Annotated in this window: 16 protein-coding genes; 5 read left to right on the top strand and 11 right to left on the bottom strand. The window is 75.2% G+C overall.

Annotated elements, in window-relative coordinates; genetic code table 11:
- The first annotated feature begins 26 nt into the window (after window positions 1-26).
- From ACFRQN_RS02680 to ACFRQN_RS02690, 3 genes are all read left to right on the top strand, one after another.
- Complete coding sequence (locus ACFRQN_RS02680; protein WP_380737705.1) at window positions 27-935, top strand: alpha/beta fold hydrolase; 909 nt, start codon at window positions 27-29, stop codon at window positions 933-935.
- Between the two features lie 5 nt (window positions 936-940).
- The gene (locus ACFRQN_RS02685; protein ID WP_380737707.1) at window positions 941-1,606 is read left to right on the top strand and encodes a 4'-phosphopantetheinyl transferase; all 666 of its coding nucleotides are present in this window, start codon (window positions 941-943) and stop codon (window positions 1,604-1,606) included.
- 188 nt (window positions 1,607-1,794) lie between these two features.
- Window positions 1,795-2,484, top strand: a complete 690-nt coding sequence (locus ACFRQN_RS02690; protein WP_143204655.1) for a hypothetical protein — start codon at window positions 1,795-1,797, stop codon at window positions 2,482-2,484.
- Window positions 2,485-2,605: 121 nt separating this feature from the next.
- Here ACFRQN_RS02690 and ACFRQN_RS02695 read toward each other — a convergent pair whose 3' ends face one another.
- The 4 genes from ACFRQN_RS02695 to ACFRQN_RS02710 all read right to left on the bottom strand — a co-directional run bounded on the left by ACFRQN_RS02695 (window position 2,606) and on the right by ACFRQN_RS02710 (window position 6,271).
- Entirely contained in the window at window positions 2,606-3,178 is a 573-nt protein-coding gene (locus ACFRQN_RS02695; protein ID WP_380737709.1) for a hypothetical protein, read from the bottom strand.
- 147 nt (window positions 3,179-3,325) lie between these two features.
- Window positions 3,326-4,483, bottom strand: coding sequence for a GDSL-type esterase/lipase family protein (locus ACFRQN_RS02700; RefSeq protein ID WP_380737711.1), 1,158 nt, complete (start codon window positions 4,481-4,483; stop codon window positions 3,326-3,328).
- Between the two features lie 99 nt (window positions 4,484-4,582).
- Window positions 4,583-5,161: a TetR/AcrR family transcriptional regulator gene (locus tag ACFRQN_RS02705; RefSeq protein ID WP_074004797.1), complete on the bottom strand. Its 579-nt coding sequence runs from the start codon at window positions 5,159-5,161 to the stop codon at window positions 4,583-4,585.
- Between the two features lie 102 nt (window positions 5,162-5,263).
- Window positions 5,264-6,271, bottom strand: a complete 1,008-nt coding sequence (locus tag ACFRQN_RS02710; RefSeq protein ID WP_049653291.1) for an AraC family transcriptional regulator — start codon at window positions 6,269-6,271, stop codon at window positions 5,264-5,266.
- Window positions 6,272-6,490: 219 nt separating this feature from the next.
- On the opposite strand from ACFRQN_RS02710, the gene ACFRQN_RS02715 reads away from it, so the two are divergent.
- Window positions 6,491-6,958 (top strand): DUF1772 domain-containing protein, encoded by a 468-nt coding sequence (locus tag ACFRQN_RS02715; protein WP_310593231.1) that lies wholly within the window; start codon window positions 6,491-6,493, stop codon window positions 6,956-6,958.
- Window positions 6,959-7,105: 147 nt separating this feature from the next.
- Here the strand turns inward: ACFRQN_RS02715 and ACFRQN_RS02720 are convergent, their stop codons facing one another.
- The 4 genes from ACFRQN_RS02720 to ACFRQN_RS02735 form a co-directional block, all read right to left on the bottom strand.
- The gene (locus ACFRQN_RS02720) at window positions 7,106-7,801 is read right to left on the bottom strand and encodes a polysaccharide deacetylase family protein (protein ID WP_049653289.1); all 696 of its coding nucleotides are present in this window, start codon (window positions 7,799-7,801) and stop codon (window positions 7,106-7,108) included.
- A gap of 215 nt (window positions 7,802-8,016) precedes the next feature.
- Entirely contained in the window at window positions 8,017-8,619 is a 603-nt protein-coding gene (locus tag ACFRQN_RS02725) for a DUF1772 domain-containing protein (protein WP_049653286.1), read from the bottom strand.
- Between the two features lie 179 nt (window positions 8,620-8,798).
- The gene (locus ACFRQN_RS02730) at window positions 8,799-9,635 is read right to left on the bottom strand and encodes an NmrA family transcriptional regulator (protein ID WP_181970918.1); all 837 of its coding nucleotides are present in this window, start codon (window positions 9,633-9,635) and stop codon (window positions 8,799-8,801) included.
- 336 nt (window positions 9,636-9,971) lie between these two features.
- Window positions 9,972-10,805: an NAD(P)H-binding protein gene (locus tag ACFRQN_RS02735; protein WP_380737714.1), complete on the bottom strand. Its 834-nt coding sequence runs from the start codon at window positions 10,803-10,805 to the stop codon at window positions 9,972-9,974.
- A gap of 222 nt (window positions 10,806-11,027) precedes the next feature.
- Between ACFRQN_RS02735 and ACFRQN_RS02740 the strand changes: the two genes are divergently transcribed.
- Entirely contained in the window at window positions 11,028-11,510 is a 483-nt protein-coding gene (locus ACFRQN_RS02740) for a hypothetical protein (RefSeq protein ID WP_380737716.1), read from the top strand.
- A 56-nt stretch (window positions 11,511-11,566) separates the two neighbouring features.
- Here the strand turns inward: ACFRQN_RS02740 and ACFRQN_RS02745 are convergent, their stop codons facing one another.
- The 3 genes from ACFRQN_RS02745 to ACFRQN_RS02755 all read right to left on the bottom strand — a co-directional run bounded on the left by ACFRQN_RS02745 (window position 11,567) and on the right by ACFRQN_RS02755 (window position 18,208).
- Window positions 11,567-14,443, bottom strand: coding sequence for a condensation domain-containing protein (locus ACFRQN_RS02745; protein ID WP_380737718.1), 2,877 nt, complete (start codon window positions 14,441-14,443; stop codon window positions 11,567-11,569).
- Entirely contained in the window at window positions 14,440-16,281 is a 1,842-nt protein-coding gene (locus ACFRQN_RS02750; RefSeq protein WP_380737789.1) for a non-ribosomal peptide synthetase, read from the bottom strand. Before ACFRQN_RS02750 ends, ACFRQN_RS02745 begins: the two co-directional genes overlap by 4 nt.
- A gap of 76 nt (window positions 16,282-16,357) precedes the next feature.
- Complete coding sequence (locus ACFRQN_RS02755) at window positions 16,358-18,208, bottom strand: amino acid adenylation domain-containing protein (protein WP_380737720.1); 1,851 nt, start codon at window positions 18,206-18,208, stop codon at window positions 16,358-16,360.
- Between the last annotated feature and the right edge of the window lie 25 nt (window positions 18,209-18,233).

Raw genomic sequence — 18,233 nt, forward strand, 5'->3', positions numbered from 1 at the left:
ACCGGAAGAGGAAGAGGAGGCCCGCCGTGACCATCACCGAGATCCGCACGCTGCCCACCCGGCACGCCGTCACCACCACCGACCACACCGCGACCACCGACGACCACGCGCGGCTCGCCATCACCGTCCACCAGCCTGGCGAGCCCGACCCGAGCCGGCCGTTGGTGGTGCTCGTCCACGGCTGGGCCGCGTCCCGGACCGTGTGGCACGCCACCGCGAGCCAGCTGGCGGCGGCCGGGCACACGGTGGCCACGTACGACCAGCGCGGTCACGCCTCGTCGACGGCCGGACAGGAGCCGATCGGCATCGAGCGGCTGGCGCGGGACCTGGACACCGTGGTCGGGACGCTCACCACGCCGGAGCGGCCGGTCGTGGTGGTGGGGCACTCCGGTGGCGGGTACGCGGCGCTGGCCTGGGCGGCGGGGCTGTCCGCGAAGGGGCCGTCCGCCGCGAAGGGCGGGGCAAGTGTCAAGCCGCTGGCGGGACTTGTGCTGGTGTCGACGGCTTCGCACGGGCAGAACACGCCGGCGAACGAGGTCAAGATGATGGGGTCGAAGCTGTTCAGCCGGGCCCTGGGGACGCCGTGGCTGGGCCGTCGGCTGCTCGGTGGGACGCACGGGCCGAGTGCCACCCTGGCCGCGCGGGAGGCCAACCGCCGGTTGTTCGCCGCCACGGTGCCGGCCGTCCGGGCCGCCTGTTTCGCGTCGACCCAGGAGATGGACCAGCGCGCGGGCCTGGCCGGGATCACCGCGCCGACGGCGGTCATCACCGGGACCGAGGACAAGATCGTGAAGCCCAGCTTCAGCCAGGAGCTCGCCTCGGCGCTGCCGCACGCCGAGCTGCACCGGATTCCCGGCACCGGCCACATGGTGCCGTTGGAGGCCCCGCAGCACGTCGCGCACCACGTCCACCTGCTGGTCACGGCCGGCCGCTGACGACCGTGACCACCACCGCCCCCGCCGGCGTCCTGGCCGCGCTGCTCCCGCCCCACGTCCACTGTGCCGAGTCCTTCGGTGACCCGTCCGAGGAGCGACTGCTGCCATTGGAGGCGGCGTACATCCAGGACCGTTCGCCGCGCCGCCGACGGCAGTTCGCCACCGCCCGGGCACTCGCCCGCCAGGCGCTCGGCGCTCTCGGGCACCCGCCGGTGCCGCTGCTGCCGGGGCCCGGCGGGGCGCCCCGATGGCCGGTGGGTGTCACGGGCAGCATCACCCACACGGACGGGTACACGGCCTGCGCGGTCGCCGGTACCGGGCGGCTCACCTCGCTCGGGATCGATGCCGAGCCCGCCCGGCCGCTTCCCCGGGGCGTGCTGCAGCTGGTCAGCAGCGCGTCCGAACGCGGCGGCCTGGCGGAGCTGCCCGAGGGCCAAGCCCCGTGGGACACCGTTCTGTTCAGCGCCAAGGAGGCCGCCTACAAGGCCGTCCATCCGCTGACCGGCACCTGGGCTCCGCTGGCGGCCATCGCCGTCACCGTGCACGCCGACGGCACCTTCACCGCCCGGCACCCGCACCTCCCGGCCGTCCGCACCGGCTCCTGGGGCGTGCACCGCGGCACGGTCGTCACCGCGCTCGCCCTCTCGGCGTCCCGGGCGGCCGCCGCATGAGACGCCCGCCGCCTGTGGACCACGCCCGCCCCGCTCCTCGTTCGACGCCGGTACGGCTGGTGCCGAACGAGGGGCGGGGCTACGGGGTTTCGCCCTGATCGGTGTGGCGCGCGGCCGGTTCGCCTGCGGCGGGCGCGGCGGGGCTCTAGCGTGGCGTCGACGTTGTCGGCGGACGGAAGGGCGCTGAGGTGGATTTCCCGAGCAGGAAGGCCCTGGACGGGTTGACGGAGGCCGAGCACGGCGCGCTGGCGGCGATGCACGGCACGGTCAGCGGCCTGCACGCGGAGTGGCGGTCGGCGCTCGCCGTGGAGATGCGGTTGAGGTACGCGGCCGACGCCGCCGAGGGCCGTCGCGACGACGGGGACGACGGGGTGGCGCCGCGGCTCGACTACGAGGTCGCGCGGGAACTGAACGGCGCGGCCTTCGAGTTCTCGCAGGCGGTGGAGGTGCTGCTGTGGCGTACGGCCAGCGCGTACGCGGTGCTGGGCATCACCGTGCTGGACCGGCTGGTCGCCGGCAACCCGCCGCTGTCCGAGGGCGTGGTGGGGCAGCTGTGCGAGGAGCCGCTGCTCGGCGCGTTCGAAGCCGCGGTCACCATCCCGGTCGAGCAGTTGCTCGTGGCCCGCGACGGCGCCGAGCAGGCGCATGCCCGCAAGGGGCGGCGGAGGATGGCCGCACTCGTGGAGCAGGCGTACGGGTGCCTGGAGGACGAGGCGCTGCCGGCCGCCGCAGGACGGGTCGCCGCGGCTCGGAGCCGTCTGTCGGTGGCGGCCCCGGATGGGTTCGACGCGCCATGGCTGGGCTACCTGGAGCCGCTGGTCGGACTCGCACGGCAGGGGCCGTACGAGATCAGCGCGTTCCTGAGGCGCCGGGCCTGAGGCGCCAGGCCTGAGGCGACGGACCCGACCCGGCCGGGCCTCCCCGGCGGCGGCACGTGATGCGGCCTCCGGGGGGCCGGCTGCCGGGTGGACGGCCGGACCGACGTGGTCGGGCAGCCGGTCAGGCCGCCGTGGTCGGGGCGCCGGGGCGGTCGTCCTGTCGCGCGACGGCCACCGACCACTGCGGGAACTGCTCCGCGGGTATCGCGGAGGAGGCGGCGGAGGCGGCGGAGTCGGGGCGGAGCGACGCGGCGGGGAGGAACACGACGCGGCAGCGCCGGCACAGCCAGGTCGCCCGCCACACCTGGTGGAGCTGCTGCCACTGCTCGTAGGTCCGCGGCCACTGGTCCGCCGCGTCGCTCCGCCGGCTCCGGTGGGCGAAGTGGACGGCGAGTCCGATGCCCAGCAGGACCGCGGCGAAGAGGAACGCCCCGTAGTGGTAGCCGAACTGGTACGCGGCGTCGTCGACGTCGTCGGCCTTGTCGCCGGAGCCCAGCGTGGTCAGTCCCAGCAGGCCCGTCAGGCCGGCCAGGACGAAGAGGGCGACCGCGGCCCCGCTCGTGCCCCGGGGCTCGGACGGCATCGTCAGCAGCTCCCGCGTCGGCGGGTCGAGCGGCCGGTCGGAGTCCAGGAGGGCGAGGCGCACGGTGACGGTCTCGTCCGCCGTGGCGCAGGTCGGGCAGGTGGTGCTCATCGAGAGGTGGCTCCGGAAGTGGCGCGTGGTGTACGTGGTGTACGGAGGAGCACGTAGTACAGCACAGGGAACTGACTGCTCGTGCGACCGGCCCCGGAGCCGGGAGGCCGCTCCCTGTGGGAGGCGGCCGCGGCGGGTCACGACGGGTCACGGCGCCAGGGCGCCTCCGGGGGCGAGGGCGAGGTCGGCGAAGCGCTCCGCGATGAGCCGGTGGGCCTCCGGGGAGGGGTGGAGGCCGTCGGGGAGCGGGTGGGCCTCGTGGTCCTGCTCGCCGTAGAGGGCCAGGCCGTCCAGGTGGTGGAGGTGGTGGTCGCCGTCGGCCCGGCGGTCGGCGACGATGCGGGCCAGTTCGGCGCGGATGACGGTGAGGGTGAGCCGGCCGGCGGCGACGTCGGCGGGGTCTCCGGTGGCTCGGAAGCGCAGGGTGCCGCTGCTGAAGTCGGGGGCGAGCGGGCCCGGCACGGTTTCGTGGAGCGGGCAGAGCAGCGGGGAGACGAGCAGCAGTGGCGTGCTCGGGTGGCCGTCCCGGACGGTGTCCAGGAAGCCGTGGACGGCCGGGGTGAAGGCGCGCAGCCGCATCAGGTCGCTGTTCACCAGGTTGATGCCGAGCTTGAGGCTGATCAGGTCCGCGGGGGTGTCGCGGATGGTGCGCGCGGTGAAGGGGTCGAGCAGGGCGCCGCCGCCGAAGCCGAGGTTGGTCAGGTCCAGGCCCGCGCGGTTGGCGACCAGGGCGGGCCAAGTGCCGGTGGGGTGCGCGGCGTTGGAGCCGTGGCTGATCGAACTGCCGTGGTGCAGCCAGCGCTTGCGGGTGCCGGTCGGGACCGGCTCGACCGGGGCGTCGGTGTCGAGGGCGATCAGTTCGGTGGTCTCGGTGTGCGGGAGCCAGATCTCGACGGTCTTGTCCCGCTCCGGCAGGCCGGTGAACCGGGCGCTGCCGGACGGTCCTTCGGTCAGTTCGAAGCGGCCGGTGGCGAGGTCGACGGTGCGCAGGTTGCCGCCGGGGACGCCGGCTTGCGCGGTGAGCCGGCCGTCCACCAGGAGGTCGTAGACGCCGTCCGGGACGTTCGGGACGCCCGGGTAGGCGCGCTTGGTGGGGACGGCGTGCAGCGTGATCGTGGTGGCGCGGGTGCGGAAGGCCAGCCGGACGCCGGAGGGCTGGGACTCGGCCACCGCGAGCTGCTCGTCCGGGATCCGTCGGCGGGCGGCGGCGGGCAGGCGGTGCGGCAGCAGGCCGCGGCGGGTGTGTTCGACGTCGAGGTGGCCGTGGAGGAGGTCCTCGGTGACGGGGGTGGTGATCGTGGTCATGATGCTTCTTCGGTTCGTCGGTTCGTCGGGTCGCCTGGTCGTCAGACCGGGCTCATGGGCGGATGGCCGGACTGGTCGTACGGGAGGCCGGTCAGTCGGTCAGCCGGTCGCACGGACTCCGCCCGAGCGCAGCAGCGCGTCGAGGGAGTCGATGATCCAGTCCCAGGACTGCCGCGCGTCGACGGCGGTGTGGCTGAAGCCGCCGGCCGCCTCCAGGCTGATGTAGCCGTGGAAGACGCTGCCGAGCATCCGCACCGCGTGGGTCTGCTCCGGTTCGCCCAGGTCGTAGCCGCGCAGGAGCGCCCTGGACATCTGGGCGTGCCGGACGCCCGCGCTGGCGGCGGCCGTCTCGGCGTCCAGGCGCAGGCGGGTGGCGTCGTAGCGGCCGGGGTGGCGGGCCGCGTAGTCGCGGTAGGCGTCCGCGAAGGCGGCGAGCGCGTCGCGGCCCGCCCGGCCGGCGAGGGCGTCGGCGACGAGGTCGGCGAGTTCCTCCAGGGCGTACAGGGCGATCCGGGTCTTGAGGTCCTGGGAGCTCTTGAGGTGGGAGTAGAGGCTGGCCGTCCGGACGCCGAAGCGGCGGGCTACCGCGGCGACGGTCACCTGGTCGAAGCCGACCTCGTCGGCGAGTTCGGCGCCCGCGACGACCAGGCGTTCGACGGTCAGCCCTGCCCGTGCCATGTGCGTTCTCCCGTACGGTCGCGTCGGTGGCCTACGGACAGTATGGGATTGCCTAAATGGTTTAGGCAAATGGAAACGACCTGCTCAGCCCGCTCAGCCCGCTCAGCCCGCCAGGATCACCGTCTCCGCCGGCCCCGAGAAGCCCGCCGCCTGCGGCTGGCTGCCCGTGGCGGCCAGCCGGCGGTGCTCCTGCGGACTGACGCCGCGCACCCGCTTGAAGGCCGCCGAGAGCGCGAAGGCGTTGCTGTAGCCGACTTTGCGGGCGGCGAAGGCGACGGTGCACTCGGGCTCGCGCAGCAGGTCGGCGGCGACCGCCAGGCGCCAGCCCGCCAGGTACGCCATCGGGGGCTCGCCGACCAGGGCGGTGAAGCGGCGGGCCAGGCCGGCCCGGGAGACGCCGACCCGCTGGGCCAGTTCGGCGACCGTCCACGCGGTGGCCGGGTCGTCGTGCATCAGCCGCAGCACCGGGCCGACCACCTGGTCGTGCTGCGCGCGGTACCAGGCGGGGGCACCGGAGTCGGGGGCGGCCAGCCAGGAGCGCAGCACGGAGACCACCAGCAGGTCCAGGATGCGGTCCAGGACGAGCTCCTGGCCGGGCTCGTTGCGCCCTATCTCGGCGGCCAGCAGGTGCACCAGGGTGTCGTCCGCGCCGGTGCCGGCCGGGCGGACCAGCAGCGCGGGCAGGCAGCCCAGCAGCCGCTGGCCGATCTCGTGCTCGGCCTGGTAGGTGCCGGACAGCACCACCGAGGAGGCCCGGTCGCCCTCCCGCCCCTGGCCCCAGGTCCGGACGCCGAGCGACATCACCTCGGAGACGTCCACCCCGCCCTTGGTGCAGACCTGGCCCGGGCCGACGATCACGTCCACCGGGGTGTCCGGATCGTCCGCCACCGTGTACGGCTCCGGGCCGCGCACGATCGCCACGTCCCCGGGGTGCAGCAGCAGCGGGGTGCCGCGCTCGGGCAGGATCCAGGCGTCGCCGCGGACCATCGTCACGACCGAGAGCGGGGCCCGGTCCTCGATCCGCAGCGACCACGGCGGGGTGAGGATGGAGCGCAGCAGGAACGCGCCACGGGCCTTGGGGCCGTCGAGGAGTCCCGTCAGAGTGTCCATGCCGCCAAGTGTAGACGTCGGCACATCATTTGACGCTTCGTCATTTGAGGGACTCTTGAGTGATCGAGGTGGCCCGCACCGCCCCGATGCCGGATGATCTGCCCACGGGGTATGGACCGAGACACGGCGAACGCGATACGGCGGTACGGCAGTACAGCGGTACCGACAGCGAGAAGTGAGGGGCTCACGACGATGGAAACGGCACGCACACTCGTCCTGGTGGCGGCCACTGTCACCTGTGGACTGACCGCGGGACTGTTCTACGGATTCTCCTGCTCGGTCATGCCCGCGCTCGCGCGGGCCGAGGACCGGACCTTCATCGAGGTCATGCAGCGCATCAACAAGGCGATCCTGAACGGCTGGTTCGTCCTCGGCTTCGTCGGCGCCCTGCTCGCCACCGCGGCCGCGGTCGCCCTGCACCTGCCCTCGGACGGGCACGACGTCCTGCCCGCGACCATCGCCGCCCTCGTGCTGTACATCGCGATGATCGGGGTGACCCGCTCGGTCAACATCCCGCTGAACGACGAGCTCGAGGCCGCCGGGTCGCCCCAGCGGATCGCCGACCCGGCCGCGGTGCGCAGCCGCTTCGAGGCGCGCTGGGTGCGCTTCAACGTGCTGCGCACCCTGCTGTCGACCGGCGCGCTGGCCTGCCTCGCGTGGGCGCTGATCCTCAACGGGCAGAGCTGACCGGCCCGCACCCGCTACGGGCGGAGCCGACCGGGCCGAGCCCCTTCGACGGCCGGCCCGGACCCGCTCAGCAGCCGGGCCGAGCCCGCTCGACGGGCGGCCCCAGCGCGCCGCCCGTCCCCCGCCACCCTCTGCCGCCGGCCCGACTCAGCCGCAGAGGGTGGCGAAGCCGTACCCGCGCGCCTTGAGCGTGGAGATGATCGTCGGCAGCGCGGCCACCGTCTGACTGCGGTCGCCGCCGCCGTCGTGCATCAGGACCACCGAGCCGGGACGGACGTTGTCCAGCACCCGTGACCGGATCGCGGCCGTGCCGGGGCGGGACCAGTCCGCCGGATCCACCGACCAGAGCACGACCTGCTTGCCGAGCGCCGCGGCCTTCGAGCGCACCGTGCTGTTCACCGCGCCGTACGGCGGGCGCAGGCAGCTCGGGGTGCGGCCGGTCCGCGCGCGGATCGCCCGGTCGGTGTCGGCCACCTGCGCGTCGAGCGCGGCGGCGGAGAGCTTGCGCAGGTCCGGGTGCGACCAGGAGTGGTTCTGCACGCTGTGGCCCTGCTTGGCGACCTGCGCGGTCACCGAGGGGTGGGCGGCGACGTTCTGCCCGATCTCGAAGAAGGTCGCGCGCACCCCGTACCGGGCGAGCGTCGCCAGGACCTTGGGCGTGTAGGCGGGGCTGGGGCCGTCGTCGAAGGTCAGGTAGACCACCTTGCCGCCGTTGGCACCGGCCGCCTCCGCCCCGGTGGCGGGCAGGGCGACCGCCGCTCCCGCCGCCAGGGCGACGACGAGCGCGCCGATCGCGGTCCGGATCCTGCCGACTGCCGTTCGCCTGCCGGGTCGTACGGTCATGTCTGCCCCCTGCGGTCGGAACTCCCGTGCACCGGCCGCCAGTCTGCTCCCGAGGGGCCGTCCGCCGCGACCCTCCGTCGATCGCGAGCGAACGGAACCGGCCAGTGGGAGCACCGGGCGCCGTAAGCACCAGACACCGCCGGGCACCGCGGGTATCGGACATGCCGAGGCCCCCGGCGGGGTTCCGCCGGGGGCGCGGTACGGGGGTTCGGCGTTCAGCGCCCCGCGCGGCCGTGCAGCACCAGGGAGCGGGTCAGCGCGAACAGCCCGCCGGCGCAGAGCGCGGTGCGGAGCATGTTGACCGGGACCCAGGTGTCCGCGAACTTGGCCCGTACGGCGGCCAGGTCGTGGATCTGCGCCGGGTCGCCGGCCGCCGCCAGCTCGTTGTTGAGCGGGATGTTGACGCCCATGGTGACGATCAGCGCCACCACGTACAGCGCCGTCGCGGCCGCCGCCCAGAGCGCGGCCTGGCGCCGGCCTGCCTTGTGCTGGAGCCAGGCGGCGATGCCGGTGGCGAGGAACGCGCCGACGAAGACCAGGCCGAACAGCCCGTTCCCGTCGATCGCCTTGTTGATCTGCTGCATCGCCGCCACGTAGGTGTGGTCGTCGCCCGCCGCGAGGCCCGGCATCACCGAGACGTCGAAGGCGAAGAACAGGCCCGCCATCAGGCCCATCGCGACGGTGGCGCCCACCAGGAGCGGCCCGGCGGCCTTGCTCCGGGTGGCGGGTACGGCCGGGGCCGTACCGCCCGGCGCGAGGCCGGTGAAGGACTGTGCGGCGGTGTAGGAAGCAGGGGTCGCGGTCTGATTCGAGCGCATCGGTTTTCCTTCGGTCTCCCCGGTCCCCGCCCGACGCGGGGACCCTCCCGGTGTCCGGGCCGCCGGCCTCCTCACCGCTCCCGGCCGGGGCCGGGTGTTCGGTCAGGCGGTCGGCGCCGCCCGGCACCGACGATCAAGTGGACTGCCGTACGGACGGCAGGTGTTGCCCTTCTGGCTGGTCACGCGTTCCACACGCCCGAGGCGGCGGCCTCGCGGGCGTAGTCGGCGAAGTCCCGCGGCTCACGGCCCAACGCCCGCCGCACCCCGTCGCCCAGCGACGCGTTGCGGCCGTCCAGGATCACCGAGAACAGCTCCGCGAAGTCCGCCGGCAGCCCCGCCGCCTCCAGCACCCCCCGGTACGACTCCTCCGACACCGCCTCGAACCGCACCTCACGCCCCGTCGCCGCCGACAGCTCCACCGCCACGTCCGAGAACGACAGCAGCCGCGGCCCCGTCAGCTCGTACACCTCCCCCGCGTGCCCCGCCTCCGTCAACGCCGCCACCGCCACGTCCGCGATGTCCTCCGCGTCCACGAACGGCTCCACCGCACCACCCACCGGCAACGCCAACTCCCCCGCCAGCACCGGCTCCAGGAAGAACGACTCACTGAAGTTCTGGTTGAACCACGCGCACCGCACCACCGTCCACGCGGCCCCCGACTCCATCACCGCCTTCTCCCCCGCCTCCGCGGCCTCCTCACCGCGCCCCGACAGCAGCACCAGCCGCCCCACCCCGCGCTCCGCCGCCAACCGCGAGAACGCCCCCACCGCCTCCACCGCACCCGGGAACGCCAGATCCGGGTAGTACGTCAGATACGCCGCACTCACACCCTCCAACGCCCCCTCCCACGTCCCCTCGTCGTGCCAGTCGAACGGCACCGCACCCGAACGCGACCCCACCCGAACCCCGTACCCCAGGGCCGTCAGCCGGTCCGCCACCCGCCGACCCGTCTTCCCCGTCCCACCGACCACCAGCACGACACCGGACTCGACCGCGAGATCCACCACACCAGCCATCACAATCACCCTCACTCGGAGTAGGAGCCTGTTCGGATCGGCGGACCCGCCGGTGTTCGTGAACCCTGCGCGTCCGTCCTTGTGCTCACCAGTCAAGGCCACTCCGGGCCGGCGAACCATAGCCTCCGCACTCAGTTCCATGCGCGAGCGTCTACACCCCCGCCGCGCCCCCTCCGCCCTCCACCAGAACACACCCAAGCCCCCACGAACCACCCGTCTCGACCCCTCCTCCAGCAGCCCTTGAGCATCCGGCCGGACACTCCGCCGGAGTGGGCCCGGGTGGTGGCCATCGGTTGAGCACCCGGAGCCGGGCGGGGGCGCTGCCGGGGAGGCGGCTCAGCGGAAGGCGGCGATGTTCTCGGAGACCCAGCGCTGGAAGGGCCTGGCGGGGGATCCGGTGATCGCTTCGACGGTGTCGCGCACCTCCAGCAGCTCGTCGTTGACGTCGCCGCCCGTCACGTCCAGCACCGCGTCCGCGGCCTCGGCCCCCAGGAGCGCGGACAGCTCGCGGTGGGCCTCCGCGCGGCCGGTCTCCGCGACGGGCACCTCCCGCCCCAGGGCCGCCGCGACGGCCTCCAGCTGCTGTCGGGCCGTCACCCGCCGCGGGCCGGTCAGCGCGTAGGTCCGTCCCCGGTGGCCGGGTTCGGTGAGCGCCACGCGCGCCACGGCCGCGATGTCCGCGGGGTGGACGGTGGGCAGCCCGGTGTCCGCGTACGGCACGCGGACCGTCCGGCGCTCGCGGATCGCCGGCGCCCACCACAGGGCGTTCGAGGCGAACTGCGTCGGCCGGAGCACCGTCCACGCCATGCCGCTGTCCATGAGCAGCCGCTCGACGGCGGCGTTCTCGCGGGCGGGGCCCAGGTGCGGATGCGTCTGGACGGTGATGGACGACACCAGTACCACGTGCTCGACACCCGCCCGGCGGGCGGCGGCGAGGATCTCGGCGTCGGAGCCGATCCGCGACACCAGGAACAGCGAGCGCACCCCGTCGAGGGCGGACGCCAGGGCGGCCGGGTCGGCGAAGTCGCCTTCGCGCACCTCCACCCCCTCGGGGAACCGGGCCCGGGCGGCGTCACGGGTGAGGCCTCGGAGGGGGCCCGCTCCGTGCGCCCGCAGGTCCTCCAGCAGGGCGCGTCCGATGTTCCCGGTGGCTCCGGTCACAAGAATCATGGGCCTTCTCCTGTCATCTGACGACTGATCGGAGGGAAGGCTATGAATTCAAGCCGACTTGAGGTCAAGCAGCTCGCCGAGGAGGCACCCGGCAGCAGCCGTGCGAGGTCCTGAGCCTGCCCACCGAACGCGACCGCGCAGGGCGCACCCGCGATGTCGCCACGGCCCGGCTACGGCAGGTCCGGTAGGGGGCGGTGGAGACCGGTCGGGCATGATGCCTCGGTGTTCTACGAAGATCTGACCGAGTACACCTACAACGCCAAGGACTATTTCGACGAGCCGGAGCCCGGGTTCCGCGCCCTCTGGTACCGCCCCGCCTACACCCGGTTGAACGTCGGCTGGCTGGAGGCCGGCCAGCCCTATCCGACCGGGACGGTGCCCGCCGAGTTCACGGCGAAGCTGAGGGCCGTCCAACAGGTGCAGTGGATGAACGTCTGCCTCGGGCTGCACGACTGCGACCTGTGCCCGCCGGGCGACGAGTACCCGGAGGGCAACGGCGAGATCCGGATCCCGAGCGCGCCGCCGATCGCCTATGCGGCACCGTTCCTGATCACCCACTACATCACCGCGCACGACTACCGGCCGCCGACCGAGTTCATCGACGCCGTCATGGCGGTCGACCTCGACGCGTGGGCGGCGGCACAGTGGCCCGAGGTGCCCTTCCCGTGGGTGCCGGAGGAAGGGGTCGAGTGGCTGCTGGAGTAGCAGCGCCGCGGGCGGAGGGGTCCGGATTGCCGGACTCCTCCGCCCGCGGCGGGGGCTCAGCGGACCATGGCCGCCAGGACGCTGCGCCAGTCCTCGCCGGGTTCGGGGGCGAGGGGAGCGGCCAGGGTGTCCGCGCGGTAGTGCCAGGGGCGGCGGAGGTCCTCGTCGGCGTCGGGGGCGGTGGTGATGGGGCTGTCGGAGCCGAGTAGGCGGACCAGTTCCGCGGTGAACTCGGGCCAGGAGACGTGTCCGCTCACCGCGTTGACGACCCGGCCGGCGGCGGGGTGGTCGGGGGTGAGGCAGGCGGTGAGGGCGCGGGCCAGGGCGGCGGCGTGCACCCAGGACGCGCCGTACCACTCGTCGTCGGAGGGGAGGCCGATCGGGTGTCCGGCCAGGGCGGCCTGGTAGAGGGCGCCGGTGGAGCCCCAGCGGAGCTGGTCGCGCAGGCGGTGGTGCGGGCCCCAGACGATCGGGGCGCGGACGGCGACGGCCTGGCCGCGGCCGGTGGCGGCGGCCTCGAAGAGGATCCGCTCGCTGTCCAGCTTGGCCTGCCCGTACGGGGTGACCGGCGCGCCGCTGGGGCCGCCCTCGGGGACCTCGGTGCCCGGCGGGCGGCCGTACGCGTCGATGCTGCTGACGAAGACGAACGGGCCGCCCCGCCAGCCGTCGACCAGCGCGCGCATCGCGGCGAGGTCGGTGGCGTGGTCGGTGAAGGTGCAGGCGGAGTGGATGACGGCGTCGACGCCTTCGACGGCCCGGCGCAGGCTGTCGAGGTCGCCGAGGTCGCCCTCCGCCACCTCGGCGCCGTTCAGCACGGGCAGGTGCGCGGACTCGGGCCGGACCAGTACCCGGACCGGCCGGCCCTGGGCCATCAGCTCCTGGAGCACGGCCGCGCCGACCCCTCCGGTGGCGCCGGTGAGCAGGACGGTGCCGGTGCGGGCGCCGGTGGTCCGCGGGCGGGCGCCGGCCTGGGCGAGGGCGGCGCTGCGCTCGTCCGCGCGGGTGGCGAGCAGGGCGGCGAGGGCGCGCGGGGTGCGCTGTTCCAGGATGTCGAGGCCGGTGAGCGGCAGCCCGGTGCGGGTGCGCAGGCGTTCGGCGAGCTGGACGGCGATGAGGGAGTGGCCGCCGAGGGCGAAGAAGTCGCCGTCGGCGGGCGGGGTCGCGCTGAGCAGTTCGCCGAACGCCTGCCGGACGACGTCCAGCGGGCCGCCCTCCAGCGGAGCGGCACCGGACAGCGGAGCGGTGCCGGACAGCGCGGCGGTGCCGGACAGCGCGGCGGTGCCGGGCTGCGGGCCCGCGCCGGGCAGCCGGTCGCGGTCCGGGGTGCCGTCGGGGAGGCGGGGCAGCCGGTCCAGCAGGGTGACCGCGCGCGGCAGTTCGGCGGCCGGCAGGCGCCCGCGCAGGGCGGCCCGCAGGGCGCTGCCGGCCGGCGCGACGGGCCCGCGCACCACCGCGTAGGCGAGCGGCGGGCCGTCGGGGTGCTCGACGACGGCCGCCTCGACCACCGCGGGATCGGCCGTGAGGGCGGCCACCACCGGGTGTTCGGCGGCGGCCAGCCGCTCGCCGGGCAGTGCGGACAGTGCCAGGTCCGGGTTGCCGGCCACGGCGGTGAGCAGCGCGGCGAAGGCGTCGGCGAGCCGGGCGGCGGTGGTCGCGTCCAGCGCGTCCTGGTCGTGCTGGACCAGGACGCGCGGCCGCGGGCCGTCCTCCAGCAGCAGGGTGAGGCCGAACTTGGCCAGTCCCAGGTCGAGTTCGACGTTCTCGGTGTCGAGGCCGGGCAGCACCAGCGGGTCGGCGATCCGGAGCAGGTCGCAGCTGACCGAGAGCAGCGGGGTGCCGTCCGCCCCGCGCGAGGCCGCGCCGAGCCGCTCGACCACGAGGTCGAACGGCACCTCGTGGTGCTGCTGGGCGTCGAGCAGGGCGGTGCGGACGAGACCGAGCAGTTCGGCGAACGACGGGTCTCCGGACGGATTCGTCCGCACGGCGAGGGTGTTGACGGCGAGGCCGACGGTCCGGCGGAACTCGGGCCGCGCGCGGTGGCCGCTGGCGCAGCCGAGGACGAGGTCGTCCTGCCCGGAGGCGGTGCGCAGCACGGCGAACGCGGCGGCCAGGACGACGGTGTACAGCGTGGCGCCGTGCCGCGCGCCGAGGACGCGCAGCCGTTCCACCACGGCGGGATCCACCGGGGCGGTGTGCAGGGCGGCGCGGCGCTCGCGGGCGCCGGGCGGGACGGGCCGCAGCAGCGACAGCGGTCGGGCTCCGGACAGACCGGCCGCGAGGGTGTCGGCGGCGGCCGTCAACTCGGCCTCCCGGGCTCGCTCCTGGCGGGCGTAGTCGGCGTACGAGGGGGCCACCGACGGGAGTTGGGCCGGAACCCCCTCGCATCCGGCGCGGTACAGCGCGGCGATGTCCGACGCGATGAAGGGCAGCGAGCCGCCGTCCACCGCGATGTGATGGATCGTCAGCAGCAGTGTGTGGTCCTCGGGACCGTGCCGCAGCAGCAGGGCGCGCAGCACCGGGCCGGCGGCGAGGTCGAACGGGCGGGCGGCCTCGGCGAGGAGCTGCTCGGGGCCGGTGGCGTCCAGCACCGGCAGCGGCACCGGGGCGACCGGGTCGGTCTGCTGGTAGGGCTGGTCGCCCCGGCGCGGGTAGCGGGTGCGCAGGACGGCGTGCCGCTCGGTCAGGCCGGTGATCGCGGCGGCGAGGGCGGCCTGGTCGAGCGGGCCGCGCAGCCGGGTGGCGATCGGCACGTTGTAGAGGGCGCCGCCCTGGCCGAGGTGGTCCATCAGCCACATCCGCTGCTGGGCGTGCGAGAGCGGGGCCGGCTCGACGGGTGCGGCCGGACCGCCGGGCGCGACGGGTCGGGCGGGGGCGGTGGCGGTGCGGCGGTCGCGGGCGCGGCGCAGCAGGTCGGTCTGGTCGACGGTGCTCATCGGTCGGCTCCGGGGGTGTCGTCGGCGGCCCGCAGGGCGCGTTCCAGCAGGTCGGCCTGGGCGGCGACGGTCGGGTGGGCGAGGAAGTCGGCGAGCGACAGCTCGACCCCGAGGTCCTCGCGCAGGTCGTCCACGACCCACATGGCGAGCAGCGAGTGGCCGCCCTCGGCGAGGAAGTCGGCGGCCGGGTCGGTGATCGGGCGTTCCAGGGCCCGGCTCCACGCCTCGGCGACGACCTGCTGGATCGGGCCGAGCCCGGCGCTGGTGGCCGGGTGCGCCCCGGTCGGCCCGCCGCCGGCCGGGGGCGCCCCGGCCCGCTCGTCGGCGGCCAGCGCCCGCCGGTCCACCTTCCCGCTGCCGGTCAGCGGCAGCGCGGCGAGCACGGTCCAGGCGGTGGGCACCAGATGGGCGGGCAGCTGCTCGGCCAGCCGGGCGCGCAGCGCCTCGACGGCCGGGCGGGCGCCCTCGGCGAGCACCAGGCAGGCGGTGAGCGCGGCGTCGGGCTGCCCGGCCCGGCGGACCACGACCGCCGCCTCGGCGACCTCGGGCAGCTGGAGCAGCGCGTGCTCGACCTCGCCGGGTTCGATCCGGTAGCCCCGTACCTTGACCTGGTCGTCGGTGCGCCCGTGGTACTCCAGGGAGCCGTCCGGCAGTTGGGCGACCCGGTCGCCGCTGCGGTAGGCGCGTCCGATGCCCGGCAGTTCGCGGAAGCGCTCGGCGGTCAGCTCCGGCCGGTCGAGGTAGCCGAGGGCCAGCCGGTCGCCGGCGATCCACAGTTCGCCGACGGCGCCCGGCGCCACCGGCGCGAGGCCCTCGTCCAGGACGTAGGCGCGGGCGCCGCCGAATGTCCGGCCGATCGGGACGGAGCCGGCGCAGTCGGCCGGGGTGACCCGGTGGACGGTGGTGAAGGTGGTGGCCTCGGTCGGCCCGTACCCGTTGACCAGTTCGAGCCAGGGGAAGGCCCGCAGCACGGCGCCCGCGTGCTCGGCGGAGATCGCCTCGCCGCCGACGACCAGGGTGCGCAGCACGCCGAAGATCCGGGAGCGCCGGGCGGCCAGGTGGTGGAAGAGCGCGGTGGTGAGGAAGACGGTGGTGACGCCGAAGCTCTCGACGTCGCGGACCAGGTCCTCGGCGCTGGGCCGCTCGCTCGGGGAGACGGCCACGGCGGCGCCGCGGGCGAGCGGGGCCCACAGTTCGAAGGTGGCGCCGTCGAAGGAGACGGTGGAGTGGAAGAGCACCCGGTCGCGCGGGCCGAGGACGACCGCGTCCTCGGCGGTGACCAGGTCGGCGACGGCGCGGTGCGGGACGAGGACGCCCTTGGGGCGGCCGGTGGAGCCTGAGGTGTAGTAGAGCAGGGCGGGCGCGGCCGGGTCGGCGGCGTCGGGCGCCGTGCCGTCGGTGGCCTCGGTGCCGCGCTCGGTCAGCACCAGGGTGAGCTCCTCGGGGAGCCCGGCCTCGGCGAGCAGCCCCTTGTCGCCGAGGACGAGCCGGAGGTCCGCGTCGGCGGTGAGTTCGGCGATCCGCGGGCGCGGGTAGGCCGGGTCGATCGGGACGGCCAGGGCGCCGGCCCGCCAGACGGCGAGCTGGGCGACGACGTACCGGGTCGAGCGGGCGCACAGCAGGCCGACGGCGCTGCCGGGGCCGATCCCCCGGGCGGCCAGGACGGCGGCCAACCGGCCTGCGGCGTCGACGAGTTCGCGGTAGGTGAGGACGGTGGAGCCGTCGGTCACGGCGAGCGCGTCGGGGCGGCTCTCGGCCTGCCGGGCGACGAGGGCGGGCAGGTCGGTCAGGGCCAGCTGGTCGGTCGCAGCAGACCGGGCCGCGGCGGGCGAGGACATGGTGGTCACGGTGGTTCCCTTCCGGGCGCCCCGGCCGGGTGGGCCGGGGCGCCCCGCTGAGGAGGTTCGGGCGGGGTCAGGCGGTCGCGGCCAGATCGGCCACCCGTTCCTCGACCAGCCGGGCGACGGCCCGCAGGTCGGGCTGACGCAGCACCAGGGGGGCGCGCAGCCGGACGCCGTACTCGTTCTCCAGGGCCTCCAGCAGTCTCGCGGCGGCGAGCGAATTTCCGCCCGCGGCCAGGAAGTTGTCCTCGGGACCGAGGTCGGCGCGGCCGATCAGCTCGCGGCAGAGCTTCAGCACGGTCCGCTCGACCGGGCCGCACCCTTCCTCCACCGCGTCCGCCAGGTCAGCGTCCGGCACCGCCACGTCGGCCAGCAGGGCCTGGCGGTCCACCTTGCCGTTGGCGTCCAGCGGGAAGCGCTCCACCAGGTGGACGGCGGAGGGCACGGCCTGCTCGGGCAGCCAGGGCCGGACGGAGTCGAGCAGCGCCGCCGGGTCGGCGCCGTCCTCGGCGTGGACGAAGGCCAGCAGCCGGACCCCGCCGGTCGGCGCCTGTTCGGCGGCGACCACCGCCCGGCGCACCTGCGGGTCGCGCTCGAAGGCGGCCTCGACCTCGGCGGGTTCGATCCGCACGCCGCTGACCTTGACCTGGTCGTCGAGGCGGCCGTGGAACTCCAGTACGCCGTCCGGCCGCATCACCACCCGGTCGCCGGTGCGGTAGACCCGGTCGGTGCCGACCACGCCGGCGGGCGCGTCGACGAAGCGGCGGGCGGTCAGCTCGGGGTCGAGGTACCCGGCGGCCAGGCCGCGGCCGCCGATCCGCAGCTCGCCGGCCGTGCCGCGCGGTACCGGGCGGCCGTCCTCGTCGGTGACCAGGACGACGACGCCGTCGATCGGCAGGCCGATCGGCGGGGCGCCGGCGCCGTGGTCCCCGCCGGGGGCCATGGTGTGCATGGTGGTGGTGACGGTGGCCTCGGCGGGGCCGTAGGCGTTGTGGACGGTCGCGGTGACGTCGGGCCCGGGGGCGCGGCGCAGCCGGTCGCCGCCGATCACCAGGTGGCGCAGCGCCAGCCCGGCGGGCCAGGGCCGACCGAGGACGGGCTCGGCCAGCGGGGTGGGCAGGATGGACACGGTGATGCCGGCCTCGCGCCACCAGTCGGTGAGCGCGCCGGTGTCCCAGCGGACCGCCTCGGGGGCGACGACCAGGGCCGCGCCGGAGGTGAGGCCGGCCCACAGCTCCTGCACGTGCGGGTCGAAGGCGACGCCGATCAGCAGGCTGTGCCGCTCCCCGGGGCCGAGGCCGGTCGCCCCGCGGTACCACTGCAGCAGCGCGCCGAGCGCGGGCTCGGTGACGGCGACGGCCTTCGGGGTGCCGGTGGAACCGGAGGTGAGCACCGCGTAGTGGGTGCCGACCGGGACGCGCACCTGCCCGCCGGAGGTCAGGGCGGCCACCACGCCGGCGGTGGGCAGGTCCAGCGGCAGCCGCTCGCCGCCGGGCGGCAGCAGGTCCGGCTCGCCGACCAGGCAGGCCGGGCGCAGCTGCTCGGCGACGGCGCGCAGCCGGCGCTCGCCGGGGCGCGGGCCGAGCGGCAGGTGGACGGCGCCGAGCTTGGCGGCGGCCAGGGTGACGGCGACCAGCGAGACCGAGTGGGCGAGGCAGACGCCGAGCAGGTCGCCGGGGCCGACCCTGCCGCGCAGCGCCTCGGCCACGGTGTCGGCGAGGCGGTCGAGTTCGGCGTAGCTGTAGACCTGCCCGCCGTCGATCAGGGCGGGGGCGTCGGGGGTGCGGTGCGCCCAGGCGGTGAACAGGTCGAGCACCGCGCCGTCCTGGTGCGGGCGGCCGTAGCCGATGCTCAGACTGCCCGTACCCGGGTTGCCCGCACTCAGGCTGTCCGTGCTCCGGAGTTCCGTGCCAAGGTGTTCCATCATCATCTCCACAGAAAGTGACGAG

Source organism: Kitasatospora sp. NPDC056800 (genome assembly GCF_042789775.1).
In the GTDB taxonomy this organism is placed as follows: Bacteria; Actinomycetota; Actinomycetes; order Streptomycetales; family Streptomycetaceae; genus Kitasatospora.

Excerpts from the sequence above, each read along its gene's own strand:
- ACFRQN_RS02695 (WP_380737709.1), bottom strand. The coding sequence starts at position 3,178 with ATGAGCACCACCTGCCCGACCTGCGCCACGGCGGACGAGACCGTCACC.
- ACFRQN_RS02745 (WP_380737718.1), bottom strand. The coding sequence starts at position 14,443 with ATGAGCACCGTCGACCAGACCGACCTGCTGCGCCGCGCCCGCGACCGC.
- ACFRQN_RS02750 (WP_380737789.1), bottom strand. The coding sequence starts at position 16,281 with ATGTCCTCGCCCGCCGCGGCCCGGTCTGCTGCGACCGACCAGCTGGCC.
- ACFRQN_RS02720 (WP_049653289.1), bottom strand. The coding sequence starts at position 7,801 with ATGACCGTACGACCCGGCAGGCGAACGGCAGTCGGCAGGATCCGGACC.
- ACFRQN_RS02700 (WP_380737711.1), bottom strand. The coding sequence starts at position 4,483 with ATGACCACGATCACCACCCCCGTCACCGAGGACCTCCTCCACGGCCAC.
- ACFRQN_RS02730 (WP_181970918.1), bottom strand. The coding sequence starts at position 9,635 with ATGGCTGGTGTGGTGGATCTCGCGGTCGAGTCCGGTGTCGTGCTGGTG.
- ACFRQN_RS02710 (WP_049653291.1), bottom strand. The coding sequence starts at position 6,271 with ATGGACACTCTGACGGGACTCCTCGACGGCCCCAAGGCCCGTGGCGCG.
- ACFRQN_RS02755 (WP_380737720.1), bottom strand. The coding sequence starts at position 18,208 with ATGGAACACCTTGGCACGGAACTCCGGAGCACGGACAGCCTGAGTGCG.
- ACFRQN_RS02725 (WP_049653286.1), bottom strand. The coding sequence starts at position 8,619 with ATGCGCTCGAATCAGACCGCGACCCCTGCTTCCTACACCGCCGCACAG.
- ACFRQN_RS02705 (WP_074004797.1), bottom strand. The coding sequence starts at position 5,161 with ATGGCACGGGCAGGGCTGACCGTCGAACGCCTGGTCGTCGCGGGCGCC.
- ACFRQN_RS02735 (WP_380737714.1), bottom strand. The coding sequence starts at position 10,805 with ATGATTCTTGTGACCGGAGCCACCGGGAACATCGGACGCGCCCTGCTG.